Origin of the sequence: Moellerella wisconsensis ATCC 35017, assembly GCF_001294465.1 — a bacterium.
Taxonomy (GTDB): Bacteria; Pseudomonadota; Gammaproteobacteria; order Enterobacterales; family Enterobacteriaceae; genus Moellerella; species Moellerella wisconsensis.
Map to the genome: position 1 here is coordinate 152,686 of NZ_LGAA01000006.1, position 23,869 is coordinate 176,554.

Consider the following 23,869-nt stretch of genomic DNA (forward strand, 5'->3'; position numbering starts at 1 on the left):
AATTAAAGCTTCTTAGCTTTTTCTACGGCTTCTTCGATGGTACCAACCATGTAGAACGCTTGTTCTGGCAGGTGGTCATAGTCACCGTTCAGAATACCTTTAAAGCCACGAATAGTGTCTTTCAGGGAGACGAACTTACCTGGTGAACCGGTGAATACTTCTGCAACGAAGAACGGCTGAGACAGGAAGCGCTGGATCTTACGGGCACGCGCAACAACTAGCTTATCTTCTTCAGATAATTCATCCATACCCAGGATAGCAATGATGTCTTTCAGTTCTTGATAACGTTGCAGAATAGACTGCACGCTACGAGCAACATCATAGTGCTCTTGACCAACGATGAGTGGGTCAAGCTGACGACTGGTGGAATCCAGTGGGTCAACCGCAGGGTAAATACCCAGAGATGCGATTTGACGGCTCAAAACCACTGTTGCATCTAAGTGAGCAAAGGTCGTTGCTGGTGACGGGTCAGTCAAGTCATCCGCAGGGACGTAAACGGCCTGTACGGAAGTGATAGAGCCGGTCTTAGTCGAGGTGATACGTTCTTGCAGAACACCCATCTCTTCCGCCAGCGTTGGCTGATAACCCACCGCTGAAGGCATACGACCCAGCAGTGCAGATACTTCTGTCCCTGCTAAGGTATAACGATAAATATTATCTACGAATAACAGTACGTCACGACCTTCGTCACGGAATTTCTCTGCCATAGTCAGACCAGTCAGAGCAACACGCAGACGGTTTCCTGGTGGCTCATTCATCTGGCCATAAACCAATGAAACTTTATCCAGAACGTTTGAGTCTGTCATTTCATGGTAGAAATCGTTACCTTCACGAGTACGTTCACCAACACCCGCGAATACAGAATAACCTGAGTGCTCAATCGCGATATTACGAATAAGCTCCATCATGTTAACTGTTTTACCGACACCCGCACCACCGAACAGACCCACTTTACCCCCTTTAGCGAATGGGCAAATCAGGTCCATAACTTTGATACCTGTTTCTAGAAGTTCTGTTGAGTTAGCCAGATCTTCATAGCTTGGTGCTGCGCGGTGAATTGACCAGCGTTCTTCTTCGCCGATATCACCTTTCATGTCGATTGGGTCACCCAGCACGTTCATGATACGGCCAAGCGTTTTAACACCGACAGGAACTTCGATCGGATGATCTGTATTTTTAACTTCTAAACCGCGGCTTAAACCATCTGATGTACCCATTGCGATACAACGAACAACACCACCGCCTAATTGTTGCTGAACTTCCAGCACCAATTTTTCTTTACCGTTAAGAACCTCAAGAGCATCGTACACTTTTGGTACGGCATCCTGAGGAAATTCGACGTCCACAACGGCGCCGATTACCTGGATAATCTTTCCAGTAGCCATCTTGAATCCTCTACGTAATTCGTAAACCTAGCTGTTAAACCGCAGCTGCGCCCGAAACGATTTCGGTAAGCTCTTGAGTAATGCTGGCCTGACGAGCTTTGTTGTAAACCAACTGCAACTCTTTGATCAGGTTTCCACCATTATCGGTAGCTGCTTTCATTGCTACCATTCGAGCGGCCTGCTCACTAGCCAGGTTTTCAACGACGCCCTGATAAACCTGCGACTCGATATAACGACGGAGCAGGGTATCCAGCAACGCCTTAGGATCGGGTTCATAGATATAATCCCAGGACTTTTTCTTCAAGCTTTCATCATCACCCGGAGGTAATGGCAACACCTGAAAAATTGTCGGAACCTGAGACATAGTATTGACGAATTTATTCGCCACTACATACAGTTTATCTAAACGACCTTCATCGTATGCTTGCAGCATAGTATTGACTGGACCAATCAATTCAGACAGTGATGGAGTATCCCCCATGCCTGTCACTTGAGAGACAACATTGCCTCCCACAGCACCAAAGAAAGATACTGCTTTTGAACCGATTAACGTCAGATCAACCTGAACGCCTTTTTCAGACCATTCTTTCATTTCTGTAAGCAGTTTTTTGAACAAGTTAATGTTCAAACCGCCACACAAACCACGGTCGGTAGAAACAACCAGGTACCCGACACGTTTAACTTCACGCTCTTCAAGGTATGGATGTTTATATTCCAGATTACCTAACGCAAGGTGACCAATCACACTGCGCATAGTCTCTGCATAAGGACGGCTGGCCGCCATGCGCTCCTGCGTTTTACGCATTTTGGACGCAGCGACCATCTCCATCGCTTTAGTGATCTTCTGCGTGTTTTGCACGCTGCCGATCTTGGAACGTATCTCTTTTGCGCCGGCCATTTCTGCTTCTCCTCATTAACCAGACGGCCCATAATTACCATCGGGCCGAATAGTATTACCAGGACTGGGTTGCTTTAAATGACTCGAGCATGTTTTTCAACTTGCCTTCGATATCATCGTTATAGTTACCCGCCGGGCCAATTTCATTCATAAGGTCAGCATGTTCACGCGACGCGTAAGCAACCAGTGCTTCTTCGAAGGCACCAATTTTAGCTATCTCAATGTCTTCCAGATAGCCACGTTCGGCTGCATACAGAGACAACGCCTGTTGTGCAACTGACATCGGAGCATACTGTTTCTGTTTCAGTAATTCAGTTACTTTCTGACCATGATTCAACTGCTTACGAGTTGCTTCATCCAGGTCTGAAGCGAATTGGGAGAAGGCTGCCAATTCACGATACTGAGCCAATGCGGTACGGATACCACCAGACAGTTTTTTGATAATCTTAGTCTGAGCAGCACCACCAACACGCGAAACAGAAATCCCTGGGTTAACCGCTGGACGAATACCAGAGTTAAACAGGTTAGATTCTAAGAAAATCTGACCATCAGTGATTGAAATTACGTTTGTAGGTACGAATGCAGAAACGTCACCCGCTTGGGTTTCAATGATAGGTAGCGCGGTTAAAGAACCGGTTTTACCTTTCACTTCGCCCTTAGTGAAGTTTTCAACGTACTCAGCATTTACACGAGCAGCACGCTCCAGTAAACGGGAGTGGAGATAGAAAACATCACCAGGATAAGCTTCACGTCCAGGTGGACGACGTAGCAACAGTGAAATCTGGCGATAAGCAACTGCTTGTTTTGATAAATCATCATAAACAATCAGTGCGTCTTCACCGCGGTCACGGAAATATTCGCCCATCGCGCAACCAGAATATGGTGCAAGGTATTGTAATGCTGCTGATTCAGAAGCAGTTGCAACAACAACGATGGTGTTTTCCAGTGCGCCGTATTCTTCGAGTTTACGAACTACGTTAGCAATAGTTGATGCTTTTTGACCGATAGCAACATAAACACATTTAATACCAGAATCACGTTGATTGATGATTGCATCGATAGCCAGTGCAGTTTTACCTGTCTGACGGTCACCGATAACCAGCTCACGCTGACCACGGCCAATTGGAATCATCGCATCGACAGATTTGTAACCCGTTTGAACAGGTTGGTCAACGGATTGACGGTCGATAACACCTGGGGCAATCATTTCTACAGGAGAGAAACCATCGTGCTCAACAGGGCCTTTACCATCAATTGGCTCACCCAGTGTATTAACTACACGGCCAAGCAAACCACGACCTACTGGAACTTCAAGAATACGACCAGTACATTTAACTTTCATGCCTTCAGCTAAGTCGGCATATGGTCCCATAACAACGGCACCAACGGAGTCGCGCTCCAAGTTCAGTGCAATTGCATAGCGATTGCCAGGCAGTGCGATCATCTCACCCTGCATGACTTCAGCTAAACCATGAATACGAATAATACCGTCACTGACGGATACAATCGTACCTTCGTTGTGAGCTTCACTCACAACATCGAACTGAGCAATACGCTGTTTGATCAGTTCGCTGATTTCGGTGGAATTCAGTTGCATATGATCCAGTCCCCTTAAGACTGCAAGACGTCGGATAAACGCTCTAAGCGACCGCGGATACTCCCGTCAATAACGAGATCTCCCGCACGAATGATCACTCCAGCGATTATGGACTTATCAATTTTGCAATTCAGCTTAACTTTGCGTGACAGACGTTTTTCCATCGCTGCAGATATGTTAGCCAACTGCTGTTCATTTAGTTCGGTAGCAGAAATAACATCAACATCAACCGTTGACTCCAGAGCTGCGCGTAGTTGCGTAAATTGCAATAGCACTTCTGGTAGCGTCGTTAAACGCCCATTATCGGCCATAATACGAATCAAATTTTGAACATGCTCGTCAATTTCATCACCACAAACGGCAATAAAAGTTTTAGCTAATGATTCCGGTGCAATAGAACCAGAAAGCAGCTCACCAACCTGTTCATTGCGCGTCACCTCAGAGGTGAAGGCCAGCATATTCTGCCATTTTTCAACAGACTGGTTTTCTACAGCAAAGTCAAAAGCTGCTTTGGCGTAGGGGCGAGCTACAGTAACGATTTCAGACATGCCCCTCCCTCCTTACAGTTCAGCGACTAGTTTATCAACGATGTCGCTGTTAGCAGCTTCATCCACGGAACGTTCGATGATCTTCTCGGCACCCGCAATAGCAAGCATAGCAACCTGTTTACGTAACTCTTCTCGTGCACGTTTGCGTTCGGCATTAATTTCAGCCTGTGCTTGTGCGACGATTTTATTACGTTCTGCTTCAGCTTCGGCTTTCGCGTCTTCAATCATCTGGTTGCGTTGTTTATTCGCTTGTTCGATGATGATTTGCGCTTCAGCTTTTGCTTGTTTCAGTTGGTCGGTCGCATCGCTTTGCGCCAGTTCCAGGTTCTTTTTAGCACGCTCTGCAGAAGATAAACCATCAGCAATTTCTTTCTGACGTTTTTCTATGGCCGCCATAATTGGTGGCCATACATACTTCATACAGAACAAAACAAACAGGACAAACGCGATAGCCTGGCCGAGGATTGTTGCATTAAGATTCACAGACAATACCTCTTATTAATTAATAAGTTAATGTTCTCAGAGTGTTCTGTAACGTTTCTTAGGCAACAGCGAACATGACATACAAGCCCAGACCTACAGCAATCATCGGAATGGCGTCGACAAGACCCATAACGATAAAGAACTGTGTACGTAACAGAGGAATTAAATCAGGCTGACGAGCCGCGCCTTCTAAGAATTTACCTCCGAGGATGCCGATTCCGATTGCAGCACCAATCGCCGCTAATCCCATCATTACAGCGGCAGCCATGTACAGCAGGTCCATACTCAGGTTTTCCATGACAGTCTCCAGTTTGTTTCAGTTAATACAATTATTGATAGAAAGTTAAATTTTAAATTAATGTTCTTCAGATGCCATCGAAAGATATACAACGGTCAGAACCATAAAAATAAAGGCTTGTAATGTAATAATCAGTATGTGGAAAATAGCCCAAGGCAGGCTTAAAATCCACTGTGACCACCACGGTAGTAATGCAGCAATAAGAATAAAGATCAGTTCACCTGCATACATGTTACCAAACAGTCGGAGACCGAGTGAAACAGGTTTTGACAGCAAGCTAACGCCTTCTAAAATCAAGTTAATAGGAATAAATACCGGATGATTGAAAGGTTGAAGAGTCAATTCTTTCGTAAATCCGCCAATTCCTTTCATCTTGATGCTATAGAAGATAATCAGAATAAACACACCAATCGCCATCGACATTGTAATGCTAACGTCTGCTGTTGGAACAACACGCAGGGCTGGCAAGCCAAAATAATGCTCTCCAATGTACGGGATGAAATCGATAGGGAGTAAATCCAGACAGTTCATCAAAAACACCCAAATAAACACAGTCAGAGCCAGAGGGGCAATAACTTTGCTCTTGCCGTGATACATATCACGAACGGTGTTATCAACAAAACCAATGATCATTTCTATTGCGGTCTGTAACTTACCGGGTACGCCACTGGTCGCCTTGACAGCAATCCTTCTAAATAGCCAAAGGAATAACATCCCAAGAACTACTGAGAAAAAAAGCGAGTCAATATTCAACGTCCAGAACGTCGGATCACTACCAGCTTGGGGATCGACCAACTTAAAGGTACGTAGGTCCAACTGAAGGTTATTCAGGTGGTTGCCTATGTAATCCTTGGTAGTCAACACTTCTCCTGATGCAGACATGATGCCTCTTACCCTTTTGTAGTTTAAAAATACTTACCGTTTAATAACGGCCGGTGCAACAATCTGAACAATCAGCACCGCTAAATAGGTCAAACCCAGTGGTGTAAATGCCGCTTTAAACACGCCCAACGCAATAACCAGAACTGCAATTGTTGTGACAACTTTTAGCCCTGCTCCTAAAGCGAAATACCAGGCGATGCGGACAGGTTCATCCTCTTCTTTTGCTTTCTGTAAACGAGTTAACAGCATAAAAACGATATTTGGTAGCCAGCATGCTAAACCGCCTGCAAAAGCTGAGGCACCCCATTCTATACTATTTGCACAGAAAGCCCCACTGAGGATAACAAAAGTTATTAGCTGAAAGCTTAAATGCTTGCAGTCTAATTTGCGGTTGTAAAGAATTACAGGCATAACTTTTGCTTTCTCCGAGGGATTCCCAGCTTCAGAAACGCTAAGTGTTGTATAAAACTGCCTTTGCTTTAGTGTGTCAAGAGACAAAAACGAGCAAATTATACGGGCAGCCGAAATGAATTCAATCAATAAGTAGCGAAAAGGTGAATAATTATTTAATTTTTTAGAGTCAGCGCAGAAATAGTCACAGATAAGGTGAAATATTTGTTAAATCTCTTGCTTTATCTTAAATTTCAAACTGTGATAAAAATCACATAACTAAATTTATATAGAAAAAACCACAATTTAGAACATGCAAAATAAATTAAATAACTACTTATAAATCACCTAATTAACTTAATCTAAATAAAAAATAGAACTTAAACAAAATTTATACGATTAACTAATAATTATCCAAAATAACTGAATCGTTTTAATTAATTAGTTTTAATCGGATTTATCCCCATAATCTTTAATTACCAATGATTACACTTAAGGTTAATTCAATGTAATTGTCAGGTGAAAAACGCTTTGTTTAATACTGTAATTTACGAAAATGGCAGTAACATTGTAAATATTACTGCCATAGCTCAAAAAGATAAATTTTATTGATAGTAAACAACTTTATTTAATATCAATAATCACCAGATGCCGTTGTTCATCAAGTTCAGGGACTTTGAGTTCCATTACACGATTAACCGGATAATTATCAGGTAATAAGGCGATTTCATCTTCAGGTATGGCACCTTTCAATGCATAGAAGCGACCATTAGTCTGAGGCAAATGAGCACACCAATGCAGCATGTCCGTTAACGAGGCAAAAGCACGGCTAATCACGCCATCAAATTTAATTTCAGGTTGATATTCTTCTACGCGTGACTGTATAGGCTCGATATTGTTCAGCCCCAGCTCATGCTGTACTTGACGAAGAAAACGCACCCGTTTTCCTAGGCTGTCGAGTAACACAAAGTGTGACTCGGGGCGAATGATAGCCAAAGGAACTCCTGGTAATCCAGGCCCGGTACCAACATCAATAAAACGTTCACCATCAAGATGTTCGTTCACCACAATGCTGTCCAAAATATGACGAATTATCATTTGCTCAGGCGCTCTAACTGAGGTCAAATTATATGCCTTATTCCATTTATGTAGCATTTCAACATAACTGATCAGCTGCTGTTTTTGTGGCTCTGTAAGCTCTATTCCAGCCTGAATTAAGAGCTTATTTAATTGAGGGAGTAAGCCCATCTTACGCGCTCCTACGCAGAATGCCCTGCTTCTTCAACCAGACCAGCAGAATTGAGATAGCCGCTGGAGTAATACCTGAAATACGCGACGCTTGACCAATGGATGTCGGTTTATGATCATTTAGCTTAGCGATTACTTCATTAGATAATCCTTTAACCTGTTTATAGTCTAAATCAACGGGTAATAAAGTATTTTCATTACGTGACTGACGCTCAATTTCTTCGAGCTGACGCGCAATGTAACCTTCGTATTTTACTTGGATTTCAACTTGCTCTGCGGCTTGTGGATCTTTCAATGCTGGTGAAAAACGATCAATCGATGTCAGCAAGGTATAATTCATTTCAGGGCGGCGTAGCAGATCTTCGCCGTTAGCTTCTTTCGATAACGGTACAGCTAAAATTTCGTTTACTTCATCATGACTACCAGATTTAGGATTAACCCAAATATCACGCAGGCGCTGACGCTCTTTTTCTATCAGTTCTAATTTACGGCTGAAGTGTTCCCAACGAACATCATCTACCAAACCTAATTCACGACCTTTTTCGGTTAAACGTAAATCGGCATTGTCTTCACGGAGCATTAAGCGGTATTCAGCACGAGAGGTAAACATGCGGTACGGTTCTTTGGTTCCTAAAGTGCAGAGATCATCAACTAATACGCCCATATATGCTTGATCACGGCGAGGGAACCAACCTTCTTGGTCAAAGGCTGACTGCGCTGCATTAAGTCCGGCTAATAGCCCCTGAGATGCCGCTTCTTCGTATCCTGTTGTTCCGTTAATTTGACCAGCAAAGAATAATCCGTGAATAAATTTACTTTCTAGCGTTTGTTTTAAGTCTCTTGGATCAAAGAAATCGTATTCAATGGCATATCCAGGACGAATGATCCGCGCATTTTCCATACCTTTCATCGAATGTACAATCTGCATTTGTACATCAAATGGCAAGCTAGTAGAAATCCCATTTGGATAAATTTCGTTGCTAGTTAATCCTTCAGGCTCAAGGAAGATCTGATGAGAGTCTCTATCAGCAAAACGCATGACTTTATCTTCGATCGATGGGCAATAACGTGGGCCGATCCCTTCGATGATCCCCGCATACATTGGGCTACGATCCAAATTATTGCGGATCACTTCATGTGTTTTTTCATTGGTATAGGTGATATAGCAAGGAAGCTGTTCTGGATGTTGATCTTTATTGCCTAAAAATGAAAATACTGGCGTAGGATTATCGCCTAGTTGTATGCCTAATTGGCTAAAATCAATAGTTCTTGCATCAATACGCGGTGGTGTACCTGTTTTTAAGCGATTAACTCGTAATGGTAATGCACGCAAACGTTGTGAAAGTGAGATAGATGGGGGATCACCAGCTCTACCACCGCTGTAATTTTCTAATCCAATATGGATTTTACCATCAAGAAAAGTACCGACGGTTAATACAACGGCTTTAGCTTTAAATTTCAATCCCATACGTGTAACAGCACCTGTTACGCGATCGTTTTCCACAATTAGATCTTCAACGGGCTGCTGAAAAATCATTAAATTTGGTTGATTTTCTAAAGCTGTTCTCACTGCTTGACGATATAAAACTCTATCAGCTTGTGCTCGGGTCGCTCTTACTGCGGGGCCTTTGCTGGCGTTTAATGTCCGAAATTGAATACCTGCTTGGTCGGTAGCTATTGCCATTAAGCCGCCCAAGGCATCAATTTCCTTAACCAGATGTCCCTTTCCGATCCCACCAATGGCTGGGTTACAAGACATCTGACCCAAAGTATCAATGTTGTGAGTCAGCAATAGGGTTTGACGCCCCATACGTGCAGCTGCCATCGCTGCTTCAGTGCCGGCATGACCGCCACCGATTACGATGACGTCAAATTGTTCTGGATAAAACATGTGTGAACCTTAAACGTTAGAATGCAACGTTGTGCATTTCGGGAGGAGAATAGTACTCAAGTTTTGCTGATACACCAAGTCGGTTTGATCTGTCCTTAGTATTTATAAGATCTTTTTATTTAAAGATCTCTTTATTAGATCTATTATTAGGATCGCGATCATCTGTGGATAAGTGAAAAATCGATAGAAAGATCATATCAGTGTAAAGGATCATATACTGTGTATGACCGGTGATCCTATTGCGTATAAGCTGGGATCAAAACGGCTAGTTATCCACAGGCACTGAATGACCCTAAAGTTATACCTTGGATAACTACCGGTTGTTACCGTGTTCATACGTTATTTATCCACAGCTGACTGCTGCTTATTTAACCGATTTATAGATCGTTTGCCCAAATTTTAACCCATTCGCCCGCAGGATCTTCCGGGATTTCGTGTTTTTGGACGTCAATTTCTAAACGATCCCCAATTCTTTTCGCACCTTTTTGCTGTAAAAGTGTATCCAGAGTACGGATCGCACCACAAAAAGTATCGTATTCTGAGCTGCCAATACCCACAGCACCAAAACTAACCTTTTCTAGATTGATCTGTTGATCGTTAATCTGTTTAGCAAGCGGTTGAATGTTATCAGGTAGCTCACCAGCACCGTGGGTTGAACAGACGATAATCCAGATCCCTTCTAACGGTAGCTCTTCTAGTTCAGGACCATGCAAAACCTCGGTTTCAAAGCCGCGTGCAATTAGTTCTTCTTCTATATGTTCTGCAACATATTCAGCACTGCCCATCGTGCTGCCACTTATTAAAGTCACTTTTGTCATATTTTGGCATGTCCCAGACTTTTGAAAGAGCGCTATTGTACGCTGTGAATGAGCTGGGATCTACCTGTGGATAATGTGGTTATAACATTTTTTTTTCTACGGGGTAATCGTCCGCATGATAGGGTTCTGTAAGGAGATCAGCGTTTCTGTTGATTGGATCTCATCGATGGTTTGTATTTTGTTGATAAGTACATCTTGCAGGGCATCAATTGATCGACACATCACCTTAATAAAAATACTGTATTGCCCAGTGGTGTAGTAAACCTCAACCACCTCTTCTAGCGCATCTAATTTATTGACCGCGGTATGATAATCTTTCGCGCTTTTCAAAATAATGCCGATGAAGCAGCACACATCGAAACCCAGATGCTTAGCGCTAATATCAATTCGCGTACCTGTAATAATGCCTGCTTGTTTCATTTTTTCGACGCGTACGTGAATTGTTCCTGGGCTTACTGCAAATTTTTTGGCTAATTCAGCATAGGGAATACGAGCATTTGCCATTAATTCATGAAGTATTCCTTTATCGAGATTATCGATTTGATAAATTTCGGCCATAAAATCTCTCCATTTTTATTGAATATTTAATTTTTGCTGCCTTTTTTTGAATAATATAAAAGGCTTTTAGTTTTTTTGATATTAGATATTGAATTTATACCCTGTTTTGTTGCTTAATCAATACATCGAGAACGAGAATAAAACAAATTATGGGGTCAATCATGGAAAAATCATTCATCGAACATCAACAACAAATTAGCTTTGTAAAATCGTATTTTTCAAGTTTATTAGAAAAAGAATTGGGCTTAATTGAAGTTCAAGGTCCAATTTTAAGCCGCTTAGGCGATGGTACTCAGGATAACCTTTCTGGCCACGAAAAAGCGGTTCAGGTAAAAGTAAAATCAATTCCGGAAGCAACGTTTGAAGTTGTGCATTCGCTGGCTAAATGGAAACGTAAAACGTTAGGTCGTTATGATTTCCAACCGGGTCAGGGTTTATACACTCATATGAAAGCGCTGCGTCCTGACGAGGATCGCTTAACCCCAATTCATTCTGTCTATGTTGATCAGTGGGATTGGGAAAAAGTGATGGCAGATGAGGAGCGTTCTCTTCCTTATCTGAAACAGACAGTCGGTAAAATCTATCAGGCAATAAAAGAAACAGAACAAGCTGTCAGCAAAGAGTTTGGTCTGGCACCGTTCCTGCCAGATCAAATTCACTTTGTTCATAGTGAAGAACTCTTACAACGTTTCCCTGATTTAGATGCTAAAGGCCGCGAGCGTGCAATAGCTAAAGAGTTAGGTGCAGTATTCCTTATTGGTATTGGTGCACAGCTGTCTGATGGTCAGTATCATGATGTGCGTGCGCCAGACTACGATGACTGGACGACTCAAAACGATGATGGTTTTGTTGGTTTAAACGGCGATATCATTGTTTGGAACCCAGTATTAGAAGACGCATTTGAAATTTCATCAATGGGTATTCGTGTTAACCCAGAAACGCTGAAACGTCAGTTAGCATTGAGTGGTGAAGAAAAACGCCTTGAATTGGAATGGCATCAATCACTGCTTAACGGGGAAATGCCACAATCAATCGGTGGGGGAATTGGTCAATCACGTTTAGTGATGCTATTACTGCAACGCCCTCACATTGGTCAGGTTCAATGCAGCGTATGGTCACCAGAAATCCGTGAATCTGTCAGTGATATGCTGTAATTAATGACGGAATCGGCGTAGCAGTCTGCTTTTTAGCCCGGTATCGAAACGCCAGATATGATCGAATATCTTCATGATGCCGGGTTTCCCATAATTTGATACCGATACCGCATGGAAGCGGTGTTTTTTATGTTGTTGTCTCTCTTTGACTTGTTTAATTAATTCTTCCGGTAATCGTTGAGCTACAAAATCAGAGATAACTACAGCATCAGCATCCTGCCATAATTGTCCATCCATTTTATCAATCGTAGATTTAAGGCAAGCGGCCAGATCTGTCCCTCCTTTAAATGTTTGATTAAGAAACCGAATACATTGTTCAAGCCCATCAGCAGCGAGTAAATCGTAATGTATAATTTCGGTTGAAAATAGCATGATATGGCAAGCTCGATTATCAGCTAAGGCGATTTTCATTAATGCGAGGCAAAAAGCTTTGGCACAGCGTTCATTAAATCCCCCCATCGACCCAGAGGTATCAATACAAACGATAAAAGGGCCTCGTGGTTGTTGTTCATTATTATGATGAACGATCGGGCGTAAAACTTGGCGTTGCTGCCAACTTTCCCCTTGTAGACGATAGGTCAATAGACGTTTTTCCACCAGCTTGCGATAAAATTCAAATTCTAATTCATCGATACCCAGCATCGCCAGTTCAGCTGGCAATAGACGTAATATGTCATCACTTTGACCAATACCACTGACTTGCTCTGGTTGTGTCTCTGGGACATTTTCGAATACGGTTACTTCTTCAAATATCGGGCTTTCTTCAGGTAATATTTTAGCTGATTGACTTCGACCTAATAGCTGCGCTAATTTTTCAAGTTCAGGTTGCTGCTGTAAAAATTCACTATAACGCATTAATAATTGGTCATTATAAGTAGAAGATATATTAATCCCTTTGCTTAAATCCCATAGCCGACCGGCTGATTGCTCGTTTTCAGCGAAAACTTCTTCTAAATTGCCACTTAATGCCAAGCGATATTGTAACTCCGCCAATAATTGCTGTTGTTCTTGCTCCAGCAACTCGGTATGCAACGTCGTAACTTGTAAGATTAAACTTACTCGCCATTTCTGAATAATTAGTGCTTGACGCGCCGCAGGATTAGCGGATGGGCTAGCAAGTAACTTTTTAGCTTCTGTATAAAAAGGAGAATCAAGTTGCTGTAATTTTTCGATAATTGTGGGTAATCGTTGCTGAAACTCTGCTGTTGATTGACCAATAATACTCTGATAAAGATTAAATTCCTCGGCTAACAGTGGAGGAACCAATGTCTCTTGTAATTTTTGCTTTAAATCCTTTTTCCAGCTAGACAGATCTTTTAATAGCGCTGTTTTGATCCGCGGATGTTTTTCAAAAAATGCAGCTAGCTGGGGGGTTGCGAGCAGTGTAATAACGATCTCTTCAATTAATTGACTTTCATTAACGGAAAGTAATAGATCTAATGTCGCGAGGCTTAACATAATCAGCCTATAATCTGTGAGCGTAACTGGATTAATTTATCCGTTACTTTGATGAAACTACTTTCTACTTCTGCCAGCCAACTATCTTCGATAAATAAGCAAGGTTGTTGCTGCTCAAATTGATACCGCTGTGATTGAATTTCATGCTGAATATCATTTAGTTTTGATAGCCATTCTTTATTATCATCGGTTTTAGTCTCTATAGTTTTATCTTGAATATACAGTGTCGATATTTGGCGACTGATATCTAATAATTGCAGTTGATTTTGACTATTAATCTCAGCTGCTATCTCTTGTGTAAAGCCAATTCCATTTAAATGTGCTGAGAGTGTATTTCCTTTATTTAAAAAGTTTTCTAGAGATTTTTTATCACAGGTAATAAAAGTAACTTTTATTTCATGTAGATGCAGTGGAGTATGCAGAAAGAGAGTCAATCGTTCTTCATTAATATGATCGGGCAGCGAATAAATGGCTTTTCGACCGAACATACTGTTATTTTTTATGACTCTAAATGCTTGTTGCTGTTGCTTATCCTGCGTTGAGGCGACCCACTGATGATAAAGTTGCTCAATACTGCGGGTAATTTTACGCTGATGCCAACCTTCTTCCTGTAATAAGGTTAAAATAAGTGTCGGGAATAACTTCATTGATTGATGGTCATGCCATAAGCAATCTTTCAATAAAATAATATCTAACGGTGAGACAGCCGTTCGGCCATTAAAGAATGCACTGGCTTGTAAAAGATAAATAGCCTTTTTCCATCGTCTATCTGACACATAGACTGTTTTTTCACCGGCGCTAATTTGTTGGCGTAATTGATAAATAATTTCAAAACAATGATCGGGCAGCGTAATTTGCGGTATGGCTAATTGCCACGCATGATATTCTTCATCTGTTATTTTCAAATGCTCAGGAACTAACTTATCTTCTTTTAATGGCTTATTAGTAAGCAGTGCCCGGAAATTTTGTTTTTCTTGAACTTTATCCAGCCAAATACGAATGAGCATACGGTCATATAACGCTTCGAGGCTATTATCTGCATCCGGTAATTCATTGGATGCAGTAACCAATAAACGCATTGGAATACTGGCTTCGGTATGACCATTTCTAAATTTTCTTTCGTTAATCGCGGTTAGCAAGGTATTAAGAATTGCGGGACCTGCTTTCCAGATTTCATCTAAAAATACCACTTCAGCATCGGGTAAATAGCCTTCAACCAGTCTTTCATAACGGCCTTCATCTTTTAATGCCTGAATAGACAAGGGGCCAAATATTTCTTCGGGCGTAGAGAAACGAGTCATTAAATATTCGAACGCTTTCGCATTACTGAACGCTAATTTCATCCTACGAGCAATTAAACTTTTAGCTATCCCTGGAGGGCCGAGTAAAAAAACACTTTCTCCGCTAAGGGCGGCAAGTAAACATAAGCGGATCGCTTGCTGGCGTTCATATAAGCCACTTTCTAAATAGTTACTCAGTTGGGCAATACGTTCTGCTAACTGCATCTCCGTTCCTTATCAATTTACTGCTCTGAAAATATATCAATAAAATTAAATGGTTATTAATAGTATTCCTCCCTGTTATCTCAGACAACAATAGAATACCGGTTAATCATGCGTTGTAAGGTGTTCTGCTATAAAAGCTACTAACGTTATTGTCATTTCAATTATTTTTATTTTTAGCGATGAATATCCTTATGTGCAATCTATTTCGTTATTTTCTTTGATGTCACTCAGTAAAATAACAAAAACGATTCAGCTTTAACTTATTCAATAAGTTAGTTTTTCTCTCTCTATTTACGCGAACGAAACGTTTCGATAGTGATCACAAATATGAAATAAGTTAGTTGAGTTGTTTACGTTTTATCCTACTATCAAAGAAAGCGAAACGTTTCGCTCACTGAGGATAGGAAATGAAAAAGGGTATTTTATTAAATGCGGAGATATCCGCCGTAATTGCGCATATGGGTCACACAGATCACATTACTATCGCCGATGCGGGATTGCCTATTCCTCATGGGTCACAACGTATTGATGTCGCCATTACTCACGGACTTCCAGGATTTATGCCTGTATTTTCTGCGATAACTGATGAACTGTATGTTGAAAAAGCAATACTGGCAGAAGAGATAACGCAATTAAATCCTGATGTTGAGCATGCAATCTTAGCGAGATTAAAGGCGTTAGAAATTCAGCAAAATAATAAAATTGAAATTATTTATTGCAGTCATCAAGCCTTAAAACAGATGACCAAAGAGAGTAAAGCGATTGTAAGAACCGGCGAATGTACTCCGTACGCCAATATTATTCTCTGCTCCGGCGTAACCTTCTGAGGTGAATATGCAGCCTTTATTAGCGCTTACAGGCATTGATAAGTCTTTTCCCGGCGTTAAAGCGTTATCCGGCGCTACATTAAATGTTTATCCCGGCCGAGTTATGGCGCTGGTGGGTGAAAATGGTGCCGGTAAATCAACAATGATGAAAGTGCTTACTGGTATTTATCCTAAAGATGCGGGAACTATCACTTATTTAGGCCACGAAGTGGCTTTTCAAGGACCGAAAAGTTCACAAGAAGCGGGTATCGGTATTATTCATCAAGAATTAAATTTAATTCCCGAGCTTACTATTGCAGAAAATATTTTTCTCGGTCGTGAGTTCGTGCGCAGTTTTGGACTGATTGATTGGAAAAAGATGTTTAGCCAAGCTGACAGCCTACTTCAGCGACTTAACCTGCGTTATGACAGCCACAGTTTAATTAGCGATCTCTCTATTGGTGAACAACAGATGGTTGAAATTGCTAAGGTTCTTAGTTTTGAATCCAAAGTTATTATTATGGATGAACCTACCGACGCATTAACCGATACAGAAACAGCCTCATTATTTAACGTGATTAACGAGCTGAAATCTCAAGGATGCGGAATTGTTTATATTTCTCATCGATTAAAAGAGATTTTTGAGATTTGTGATGATGTGACGGTGTTCCGTGATGGGCAATTTATTGCCGAGAAACCAGTTAGCGAACTGCAAGAAGAGACGCTGATAGAGATGATGGTTGGACGTAAATTAGAAGATCAATATCCACGGATTAACGTACCTGTTGGTAAGCTGCGATTACAAGTTACTGATATCTCTGGTCCTGGTGTAACTCATGCCAGTTTTGAGCTTAAAAGCGGTGAAATCCTAGGAATTTCAGGATTGATGGGCGCTGGGCGCAGTGAATTAATGAAAATTATTTATGGCGCAGCCAAGAAAACGACCGGGGAAATCAAGCTGAATGGTAAAAGTTTAAGTTTAGGGACTCCTCAAGATGGGCTTAATAATGGCATCGTATATATTTCTGAAGATCGAAAACGTGATGGCTTAGTGCTAGGAATGTCGGTTAAAGAGAATATGTCATTGACAGCATTACGTTATTTTAGTCGCTCTGGGGGAACATTAAACCACAAGGAAGAGCAGCAAACCGTGGGTGATTTTATCCGTTTATTTAATATTAAAACGCCATCGATGGATCAGACAATCGGTAATCTTTCCGGTGGGAACCAACAAAAGGTGGCGATTGCTCGAGGATTAATGACACGTCCTAAGGTGCTGATTTTAGATGAGCCTACTCGTGGTGTAGATGTTGGTGCGAAAAAAGAAATTTATCAGCTGATTAATCAATTCAAACAAGAAGGGCTGAGTATTATTCTCGTGTCTTCTGAAATGCCAGAGGTTATGGGAATGAGTGATCGAATTTTGGTTATGCATGAAGGCCATATCAGTGGTGAGTTTGATGCAAAACAGGCCACTCAGGAAGCGTTAATGGCTGCCGCGGTGGGTAAAAAATACGACTCAGTTCAGGAGTTATCATTATGAGTTCAAATAGCGGGACAGCCTCTAAACGTTGGTTTACAAAAGAATGGCTGATGGAACAAAAATCATTAATCGCTTTATGCGTATTAATTGCTGTGGTTTCTTCTCTGAGCCCTAACTTTTTTACTGTGAATAACCTGTTTAATATTCTCCAGCAAACGTCAGTCAACGCTATTATGGCGGTGGGTATGACGTTAGTTATTTTAACTTCAGGGATTGATTTATCTGTTGGTTCTTTGCTGGCTCTAACCGGTGCTGTGGCCGCTTCAATGGTCGATGCTGATGTTAATGCGCTGGTGGCGGTTGCTGGTGCCTTGGCATTAGGGGCGGGAATTGGTGCCTGTACAGGGATTATCGTTGCTAAAGGTAAAGTGCAGGCATTTATCGCCACGTTAGTGATGATGCTGTTATTGCGTGGGGTAACGCGTGTCTATACGGATGGTAGCCCAATAAATACCGGCTTTAGTGATAATGCCGATTTATTTGGTTGGTTTGGAATTGGGCGTCCTTTGGGTATTCCGACCCCGATATGGATCATGCTGCTGGTGTTTATTGCCGCATGGTATTTGCTGCACCATACTCGTTTAGGTCGTTATATTTACGCATTGGGGGGCAATGAATCTGCGACTCGATTATCCGGTATTAATGTCGATCGAATTAAAATTATTGTTTATGCCCTGTGCGGTTTATTAGCGGCGCTGGCCAGTATTATAGAAGTGGCTCGTTTATCCTCTGCACAACCTATGGCAGGTAATGGCTACGAGTTAGATGCTATTGCAGCCGTAGTTCTCGGTGGGACGAGTTTAGCCGGAGGTAAAGGGCGAATTGTCGGAACATTGATTGGTGCGCTGATCCTCGGATTTTTAAATAATGGGCTCAACCTATTAGGCATCTCTTCCAACTATCAAATGATCGTAAAAGCTGTTGTTATTTTGCTGGCTGTACTTGTTGATAATAAAAAATAACCTTTACCTCTACAGGAATACCCTAATGAAACTTAATAAATTTGCTACTTTATTCTCAGCCGTTGTATTAAGCGCGACAATCAGCGCGAATGCGCTGGCGAAAGATAATATCGCGTTGGTTATTTCAACCTTAAATAATCCATTTTTTGTCACCATGAAAGATAGTGCTCAAAAAGAAGCCGATAAATTGGGATATGAGCTGATTGTCCTTGATTCGCAAGATAATCCAGCTAAAGAGCTGGCTAACGTGCAGGATTTAACTGTGCGTGGTACCAAATTAATATTGATTAATCCGACTGATTCTGACGCGGTAGGAAATTCTATTTTAATGGCCAATAAAGCCAATATTCCTGTGATCACTTTAGATAGAGCTGCGAATAAAGGTACGGTGGTGAGCCATGTGGCCTCTGATAACCGTATGGGAGGAGAAATGGCGGCTGATTTTATTGCTAGCCAAGTAGGTGAAAATGCTAAGGTTATTCAATTAGAAGGAATTTCAGGAACCTCTGCCGCCCGTGAACGTGGTGAAGGTTTTAATACTGGAGCAAAAGCGCATAAATTTAATATTCTGGCTAGCCAACCCGCTGATTTTGATAGAACTAAAGGCTTAAATGTTATGCAAAACTTGCTGACCGCACATCCTGATGTACAAGCGGTATTTGCTCAGAATGATGAAATGGCTCTGGGCGCGATGCGTGCTATCCAAACATCAGGCAATAACCCAGTTTTAGTGGTTGGTTTTGACGGAACAACTGACGGCATTAAAGTGGTCAAAAGTGGCAAAATGGGGGCAACTATCGCGCAACGTCCAGACCAAATTGGTATTGTAGGTGTTCAGATTGCAGACAAAGTACTGAAGGGCGAAAAAGTGGCAGCAACGGTGCCTGTAGAATTAGAACTGATCGTTAAATAAGCTCGCTTAAACTAGACCGCCATTATTTGATGGCGGTCGTACACAAGGAATAAATGTTATGAGAACAGCTAAGCTGGTGGTGTTAGGTAGCATTAATGCTGATCATATTTTAAATATTGATCAGTTCCCTCAACCGGGAGAAACGGTCACAGGGCACCATTATCAGCTCGCTTTCGGCGGTAAGGGAGCAAACCAGGCGGTTGCTGCTGGGCGCAGTGGCGCAGACACCTTATTTATTGCTTGTGTTGGGCAAGATAGTACCGGCGAAAATATCATTAACCAGTTAAAAACAGATAATATTTGTGTTGATTGTATTGATAGTATCAACAGTGAAACTACCGGAATCGCTTTAATTTTCGTCAATCAGCAGGGGGAAAATGTAATAGGCATTAATGCCGGAGCGAATGCACATTTAACTCCAGATAGATTGATGAAATATCAGCATCATATACAACAAAGTTCGGCGTTATTAATGCAATTAGAATCCCCGTTAGAGACAGTTCAGCGGGCTGCTGAAATCGCCAAACAACATCAAACTCAAATTATTTTAAACCCAGCCCCGGCTCGCGCCTTACCAGATAGATTACTTGCTTTAATTGATGTCATCACGCCAAATGAAACAGAAGCTGAATTATTGACCGGAATCGCGGTTAATGATCAACAAGGGGCAGCTAAAGCGGCAGCGGCTCTGCATCAAAAAGGAATTGAAAAAGTAATTATTACCTTAGGTGCTCGAGGGGTTTGGTTTAGTCAGCAAGGGCATGAAGGTAAAATTATTGCCGGGTTTAAGGTCAATGCTGTCGATACGATTGCTGCGGGAGATACTTTTAATGGCGCTTATGTGACGGCCATATTAGAAGGTAAATCTGATGAGCAAGCGATTCGTTTTGCCCATGCGGCGGCGGCTATAGCTGTTACGCGCCGAGGGGCTCAACCATCTGTACCTTGGCGCAACGAGATAGATCATTTTTTATCTGAACAGGATTAGTTTGTGGCAACTATGAAAGATGTGGCGCGTGTCGCGGGAGTATCAACTTCAACCGTTTCACATGTGATCAATAAAAATCGATTTGTCAGCGAAAGTATCATTAAACGAGTTAATGAAGCTATCGATGCATTAAATTATGCACCTTCCGCGTTAGCACGTAGCTTAAAAATGAATCGTACCAATACGCTCGGTATGTTACTGACAGCTAGTAATAATCCTTTTTATGCCGAGGTTGTGCGAGGAGTGGAGCGTAGCTGCTATGAGCGGGGCTATAGTTTAATTCTCTGTAATACAGAAGGGGATTTAAACCGAATGGATCATAGCTTAGAAACCTTATTACAAAAGCGGGTTGATGGTTTATTAATTATGTGTACTGAAGTCCAAGGGCCTTCACCTGAGATATTAAAACGATATCCCGCGGTACCAACAGTGATGATGGATTGGTCGCCATACGGTTCTGAGGGCGATATTATTCAGGATAATTCATTGCTTGGTGGAGAGATAGCAACGCGTTATTTAATTGAATCGGGTTTTACTCGTATTGCCTGTATTGCTGGACCACAAGATAAATCACCGGCGCAATACCGATTGCAAGGATTTAAACAAGCGATGACACAGGCTTCATTAGCGGTGCCTGAAGATTATATTGTGGTCAGTGATTTTGAATTTTCTGGGGGATTTGATTCCATGAATCAATTACTGGATCTTGCTCAGCCACCACAGGCTATTTTTGCGGGTAATGATGCGATGGCGGTAGGTGCATATCAGGCTGCATTTCAGCGCGGTATTTCTATTCCAGATGATATCTCTATTATTGGCTACGATGATATCGATTTAGCATCTTATATGATCCCCCCATTAACTACTATTCATCAAACTAAAGATGAATTAGGTAAATTAGCGGTAGAAAAATTATTGTATCGTTTAGATAACCCAGACAGTGAATCAACTATTTCAGTACTGACGCCCAAATTGATTGAGCGTCAGTCAGTGAAGCGCGATAACTAATTTATTATTAACTGGCTTTAGTCTTAGTTGTTTTGCTTTTAATAAGATTTTGTCCATCTTCTTTATGTAATAGTAAGAAGACAAATGAAGAAAACAGGGTGATCACGCCAACAGTAATAAAGGTATAGTGAAAATCGCTGACCGTATTGCTTTCCTGTTGAGCTTCAAAATAACCTAAGATTGAAGCACTTACGGCAATACCGAAACTAATCGCTAGTTGCTGAGTGACAGCTAACATGCTGTTACCTGAACTGGCGTTATTGTCGGTTAAGTCAGCCAAAGCAATGGTATTCATGGCGGTAAATTGTGTTGACATTACACATCCCAATAAGAACATAGGGATCACTAGCATATAAATAGACATACCCGGTGACTGTAATGAGAATTGAGCTATCATCAAACCAATAATTAAGGTAATCGTAAATAAGGTATTTCGATAGCCAAAACGTGTAAGAATGCCTGTTACTGTGGATTTAGCTAAAATAGATCCAATCGCCATAGGCGCCATAATCATTCCAGCAATAACGGCTTCATAACCAAATCCTACTTGCAGCATTAAAGGTATAAGAAACGGAATACAGCCAGTACCTAAGCGAGTGGCAATATTACCGCTAATACCAATAGTGAATGTCCGCGTTTTAAATAGATTTAACGGGATAATAGGATTTTTAGCCCGACGAGCATGGAATATATAGAGTAGAAGAAGAAATAATCCTCCCAAAATAACTGTATAAGGAATATATCGAGGTAAAGCTCTATTCCCGAACAGGTCAAGACTCACAGATAACATCACTAGCCCAAAGCCAAATAAAATAAAACCTAATAAATCAAACGAGCGTTTTGGCATTTTAAAATCGGGCATATATTTTAGGGCGTAGAGAATACCCAAAATACCAATCGGGATATTAATGATAAAAATCCAATGCCAAGTTGCATAGGTAACTAAGATCCCCCCGAGTAATGGACCTAATATTGGCCCAACTAATCCAGGCATAGTGACAAAGTTAAGAATAGGTAATAACTCACTACGTGGATAGGCCCTCAATAATGCTAAGCGTGCAACGGGCATCATCATCGCTCCGCCAATACCTTGAATCACTCGCGATGTGACTAAAAAGGATAATGAGGGCGATAAAGCACATAATAAGGAACCAAAAGAAAATAAAGATACCGCCAGTAAAAATACGCGCCGAGTCCCAAACCGATCTGCAAACCATCCACTCACCGGGATTAGTAATGCGACAGTTAACGTATAGCTAATAACTGCAGATTGCATGGCTAAGGGGGAATGATCTAAACTTTTTGCGATATCAGGTAATGCGGTATTAAGAATAGTCGCATCTAGTGATTGCATGAAAAAAGCCATGGCGGCAATCCAAGGCAAACCGGACATGTTTTGAGCTGATTTTAACATTGAATAACCTGTACATATAAGTGATGCGATAAAAGTAACGTTCGCTGATATTTTCTTTCTATCTTTAGTTACGTGCGGTTGTTAGTAAATCATGGCAAATAGTAAACGCTTTCTGTGCTTCACCAGCAACGATAGCATTAACTAATTGTTGGTGTGTATCTACTTCTATAACTTCATCTTTAGTTATAGCATCGAAGTAATTTTGATAGGCCGAACGGAATAAGCTGGCGAAAGAAATTAAAAATGGATTACCACATGAATGATAAATAGCTTGATGAAACTGATAATCTACTTCAATCCAGCGTTGACGTTCAAACTCTTTATCTAGCTGCGCCATTTCCATGGCGAAAAGTTGTAACGTATGTTTTTGCTGTTCTGTGGCATGTAATGCGGCCAAGAAACAAGCCTGTGGCTCAATAGCTAACCGTACAAAATGGAAATGTTGGATAACATGATTCAAATTATCGCCACTCATCCACCATTTCAACAGGTCTTGATCTAGATAATTCCAGTTTGCCGAGGGCATAATTCGCGTGCCAATACGTGGACGTGGTAATAGCATACCTTTCGCCGCTAACATTTTGATTGCTTCCCGTATGGCTGTTCGGCTAGCTTGAAATTGCTCGGACAGTTCTAACTCCCCAGGAAGAATACTTTCAGGAGGATAATCACCAAAAAGAATTTTCTTACCTAATTGCTCTGCAATTAAATAAGATAGGTTTTTTTCTGAGGCGATTTTCTGTTCGGTAAATTGCATATAGACTCTCTACTATTACTTTTGACCTTTATCTTACGTTAGATCTTACTTTAGGCACGAGGCTAATACTGCTGAAATAAACTAATTATTACCCAATTAGCTGCATTTTAATTCATTTTGTTGAAAAAAAACGCGAACAGTAAATTAATTCAAAAAAACAGTTGCCAGAAAAATCTCAGCCCCTATAATGCGCTCCGTTGTCACGACAAACCGGCCGAACGGTTGAGTTTGAAAGTTCCAAAGCGCAGTAAGCGCCTTGAAAAACAGCGAGATGATTGAGGTGATGGTCGAAGTAGTTCGGAAAGAAAGTTGAAAATAAATGCTTGACTTCCTGAATGAAAAGAGTAATATACGCCACCTCGCAA

The 23,869-nt window shown here is 41.4% G+C and carries 24 protein-coding genes; 7 read left to right on the forward strand and 17 right to left on the reverse strand.

The window, feature by feature from the left end:
* Positions 1-2: 2 nt before the first annotated feature.
* The 12 genes from atpD to asnC all read right to left on the reverse strand — a co-directional run bounded on the left by atpD (position 3) and on the right by asnC (position 10,996).
* Positions 3-1,385 carry a F0F1 ATP synthase subunit beta gene (atpD, locus tag M992_RS03110; protein ID WP_047254864.1) on the reverse strand — a complete coding sequence of 461 codons (1,383 nt, stop codon included), beginning with the start codon at positions 1,383-1,385 and terminating at the stop codon, positions 3-5.
* Between the two features lie 34 nt (positions 1,386-1,419).
* On the reverse strand, positions 1,420-2,283 hold the full coding sequence (gene atpG / locus M992_RS03115; protein WP_047254865.1) for a F0F1 ATP synthase subunit gamma: 864 nt from the start codon (positions 2,281-2,283) through the stop codon (positions 1,420-1,422).
* 55 nt (positions 2,284-2,338) lie between these two features.
* On the reverse strand, positions 2,339-3,880 hold the full coding sequence (gene atpA, locus M992_RS03120) for a F0F1 ATP synthase subunit alpha (protein WP_047254866.1): 1,542 nt from the start codon (positions 3,878-3,880) through the stop codon (positions 2,339-2,341).
* A gap of 14 nt (positions 3,881-3,894) precedes the next feature.
* Positions 3,895-4,428, reverse strand: coding sequence for a F0F1 ATP synthase subunit delta (atpH, locus tag M992_RS03125; protein ID WP_047254867.1), 534 nt, complete (start codon positions 4,426-4,428; stop codon positions 3,895-3,897).
* A gap of 12 nt (positions 4,429-4,440) precedes the next feature.
* Positions 4,441-4,911, reverse strand: a complete 471-nt coding sequence (gene atpF, locus M992_RS03130) for a F0F1 ATP synthase subunit B (protein WP_047254868.1) — start codon at positions 4,909-4,911, stop codon at positions 4,441-4,443.
* A gap of 58 nt (positions 4,912-4,969) precedes the next feature.
* Complete coding sequence (gene atpE, locus M992_RS03135) at positions 4,970-5,209, reverse strand: F0F1 ATP synthase subunit C (protein ID WP_004093904.1); 240 nt, start codon at positions 5,207-5,209, stop codon at positions 4,970-4,972.
* Between the two features lie 57 nt (positions 5,210-5,266).
* The gene (atpB, locus tag M992_RS03140) at positions 5,267-6,091 is read right to left on the reverse strand and encodes a F0F1 ATP synthase subunit A (protein WP_053907276.1); all 825 of its coding nucleotides are present in this window, start codon (positions 6,089-6,091) and stop codon (positions 5,267-5,269) included.
* A gap of 33 nt (positions 6,092-6,124) precedes the next feature.
* Positions 6,125-6,502 carry a F0F1 ATP synthase subunit I gene (atpI, locus tag M992_RS03145; protein WP_047254870.1) on the reverse strand — a complete coding sequence of 126 codons (378 nt, stop codon included), beginning with the start codon at positions 6,500-6,502 and terminating at the stop codon, positions 6,125-6,127.
* A 603-nt stretch (positions 6,503-7,105) separates the two neighbouring features.
* Positions 7,106-7,729 (reverse strand): 16S rRNA (guanine(527)-N(7))-methyltransferase RsmG, encoded by a 624-nt coding sequence (gene rsmG / locus M992_RS03150; protein ID WP_053907277.1) that lies wholly within the window; start codon positions 7,727-7,729, stop codon positions 7,106-7,108.
* Position 7,730: 1 nt separating this feature from the next.
* Entirely contained in the window at positions 7,731-9,620 is a 1,890-nt protein-coding gene (gene mnmG / locus M992_RS03155; protein ID WP_053907278.1) for a tRNA uridine-5-carboxymethylaminomethyl(34) synthesis enzyme MnmG, read from the reverse strand.
* 377 nt (positions 9,621-9,997) lie between these two features.
* Positions 9,998-10,438 (reverse strand): FMN-binding protein MioC, encoded by a 441-nt coding sequence (mioC, locus tag M992_RS03160; protein WP_047255513.1) that lies wholly within the window; start codon positions 10,436-10,438, stop codon positions 9,998-10,000.
* Between the two features lie 96 nt (positions 10,439-10,534).
* Entirely contained in the window at positions 10,535-10,996 is a 462-nt protein-coding gene (asnC, locus tag M992_RS03165) for a transcriptional regulator AsnC (RefSeq protein ID WP_047255512.1), read from the reverse strand.
* A gap of 161 nt (positions 10,997-11,157) precedes the next feature.
* Between asnC and asnA the strand changes: the two genes are divergently transcribed.
* The gene (asnA, locus tag M992_RS03170) at positions 11,158-12,150 is read left to right on the forward strand and encodes an aspartate--ammonia ligase (protein WP_047255511.1); all 993 of its coding nucleotides are present in this window, start codon (positions 11,158-11,160) and stop codon (positions 12,148-12,150) included.
* On the opposite strand, the gene viaA is transcribed toward asnA, so the two are convergent.
* A complete protein-coding gene (viaA, locus tag M992_RS03175; protein WP_053907279.1) occupies positions 12,151-13,608 on the reverse strand; it encodes an ATPase RavA stimulator ViaA in 1,458 nt (485 codons plus the stop codon).
* 2 nt (positions 13,609-13,610) lie between these two features.
* A complete protein-coding gene (ravA, locus tag M992_RS03180; RefSeq protein ID WP_053907280.1) occupies positions 13,611-15,113 on the reverse strand; it encodes an ATPase RavA in 1,503 nt (500 codons plus the stop codon).
* Between the two features lie 407 nt (positions 15,114-15,520).
* Between ravA and rbsD the strand changes: the two genes are divergently transcribed.
* From rbsD to rbsR, 6 genes are read left to right on the forward strand one after another with little or no spacing between them, the layout of a single operon-like run.
* Positions 15,521-15,940 carry a D-ribose pyranase gene (rbsD, locus tag M992_RS03185; protein ID WP_047255508.1) on the forward strand — a complete coding sequence of 140 codons (420 nt, stop codon included), beginning with the start codon at positions 15,521-15,523 and terminating at the stop codon, positions 15,938-15,940.
* Between the two features lie 7 nt (positions 15,941-15,947).
* Positions 15,948-17,462, forward strand: a complete 1,515-nt coding sequence (gene rbsA / locus M992_RS03190; RefSeq protein WP_053907281.1) for a ribose ABC transporter ATP-binding protein RbsA — start codon at positions 15,948-15,950, stop codon at positions 17,460-17,462.
* Entirely contained in the window at positions 17,459-18,424 is a 966-nt protein-coding gene (gene rbsC, locus M992_RS03195) for a ribose ABC transporter permease (protein ID WP_053907282.1), read from the forward strand. The genes rbsA and rbsC overlap by 4 nt, the downstream gene beginning before the upstream one ends.
* A 25-nt stretch (positions 18,425-18,449) precedes the next feature.
* The gene (gene rbsB / locus M992_RS03200) at positions 18,450-19,337 is read left to right on the forward strand and encodes a ribose ABC transporter substrate-binding protein RbsB (protein ID WP_053907283.1); all 888 of its coding nucleotides are present in this window, start codon (positions 18,450-18,452) and stop codon (positions 19,335-19,337) included.
* Positions 19,338-19,395: 58 nt separating this feature from the next.
* A complete protein-coding gene (rbsK, locus tag M992_RS03205) occupies positions 19,396-20,325 on the forward strand; it encodes a ribokinase (RefSeq protein WP_053907284.1) in 930 nt (309 codons plus the stop codon).
* A 3-nt stretch (positions 20,326-20,328) separates the two neighbouring features.
* Positions 20,329-21,333 (forward strand): ribose operon transcriptional repressor RbsR, encoded by a 1,005-nt coding sequence (rbsR, locus tag M992_RS03210; RefSeq protein WP_390892473.1) that lies wholly within the window; start codon positions 20,329-20,331, stop codon positions 21,331-21,333.
* A gap of 7 nt (positions 21,334-21,340) precedes the next feature.
* On the opposite strand, the gene mdtD is transcribed toward rbsR, so the two are convergent.
* The 3 genes from mdtD to M992_RS15320 all read right to left on the reverse strand — a co-directional run.
* The gene (mdtD, locus tag M992_RS03215; RefSeq protein ID WP_053907285.1) at positions 21,341-22,747 is read right to left on the reverse strand and encodes a multidrug transporter subunit MdtD; all 1,407 of its coding nucleotides are present in this window, start codon (positions 22,745-22,747) and stop codon (positions 21,341-21,343) included.
* A gap of 64 nt (positions 22,748-22,811) precedes the next feature.
* Complete coding sequence (locus tag M992_RS03220; RefSeq protein WP_047255502.1) at positions 22,812-23,504, reverse strand: FadR/GntR family transcriptional regulator; 693 nt, start codon at positions 23,502-23,504, stop codon at positions 22,812-22,814.
* Between the two features lie 175 nt (positions 23,505-23,679).
* The coding region (locus M992_RS15320; RefSeq protein WP_211257332.1) for a hypothetical protein at positions 23,680-23,869 on the reverse strand (190 nt) is incomplete at its 5' end.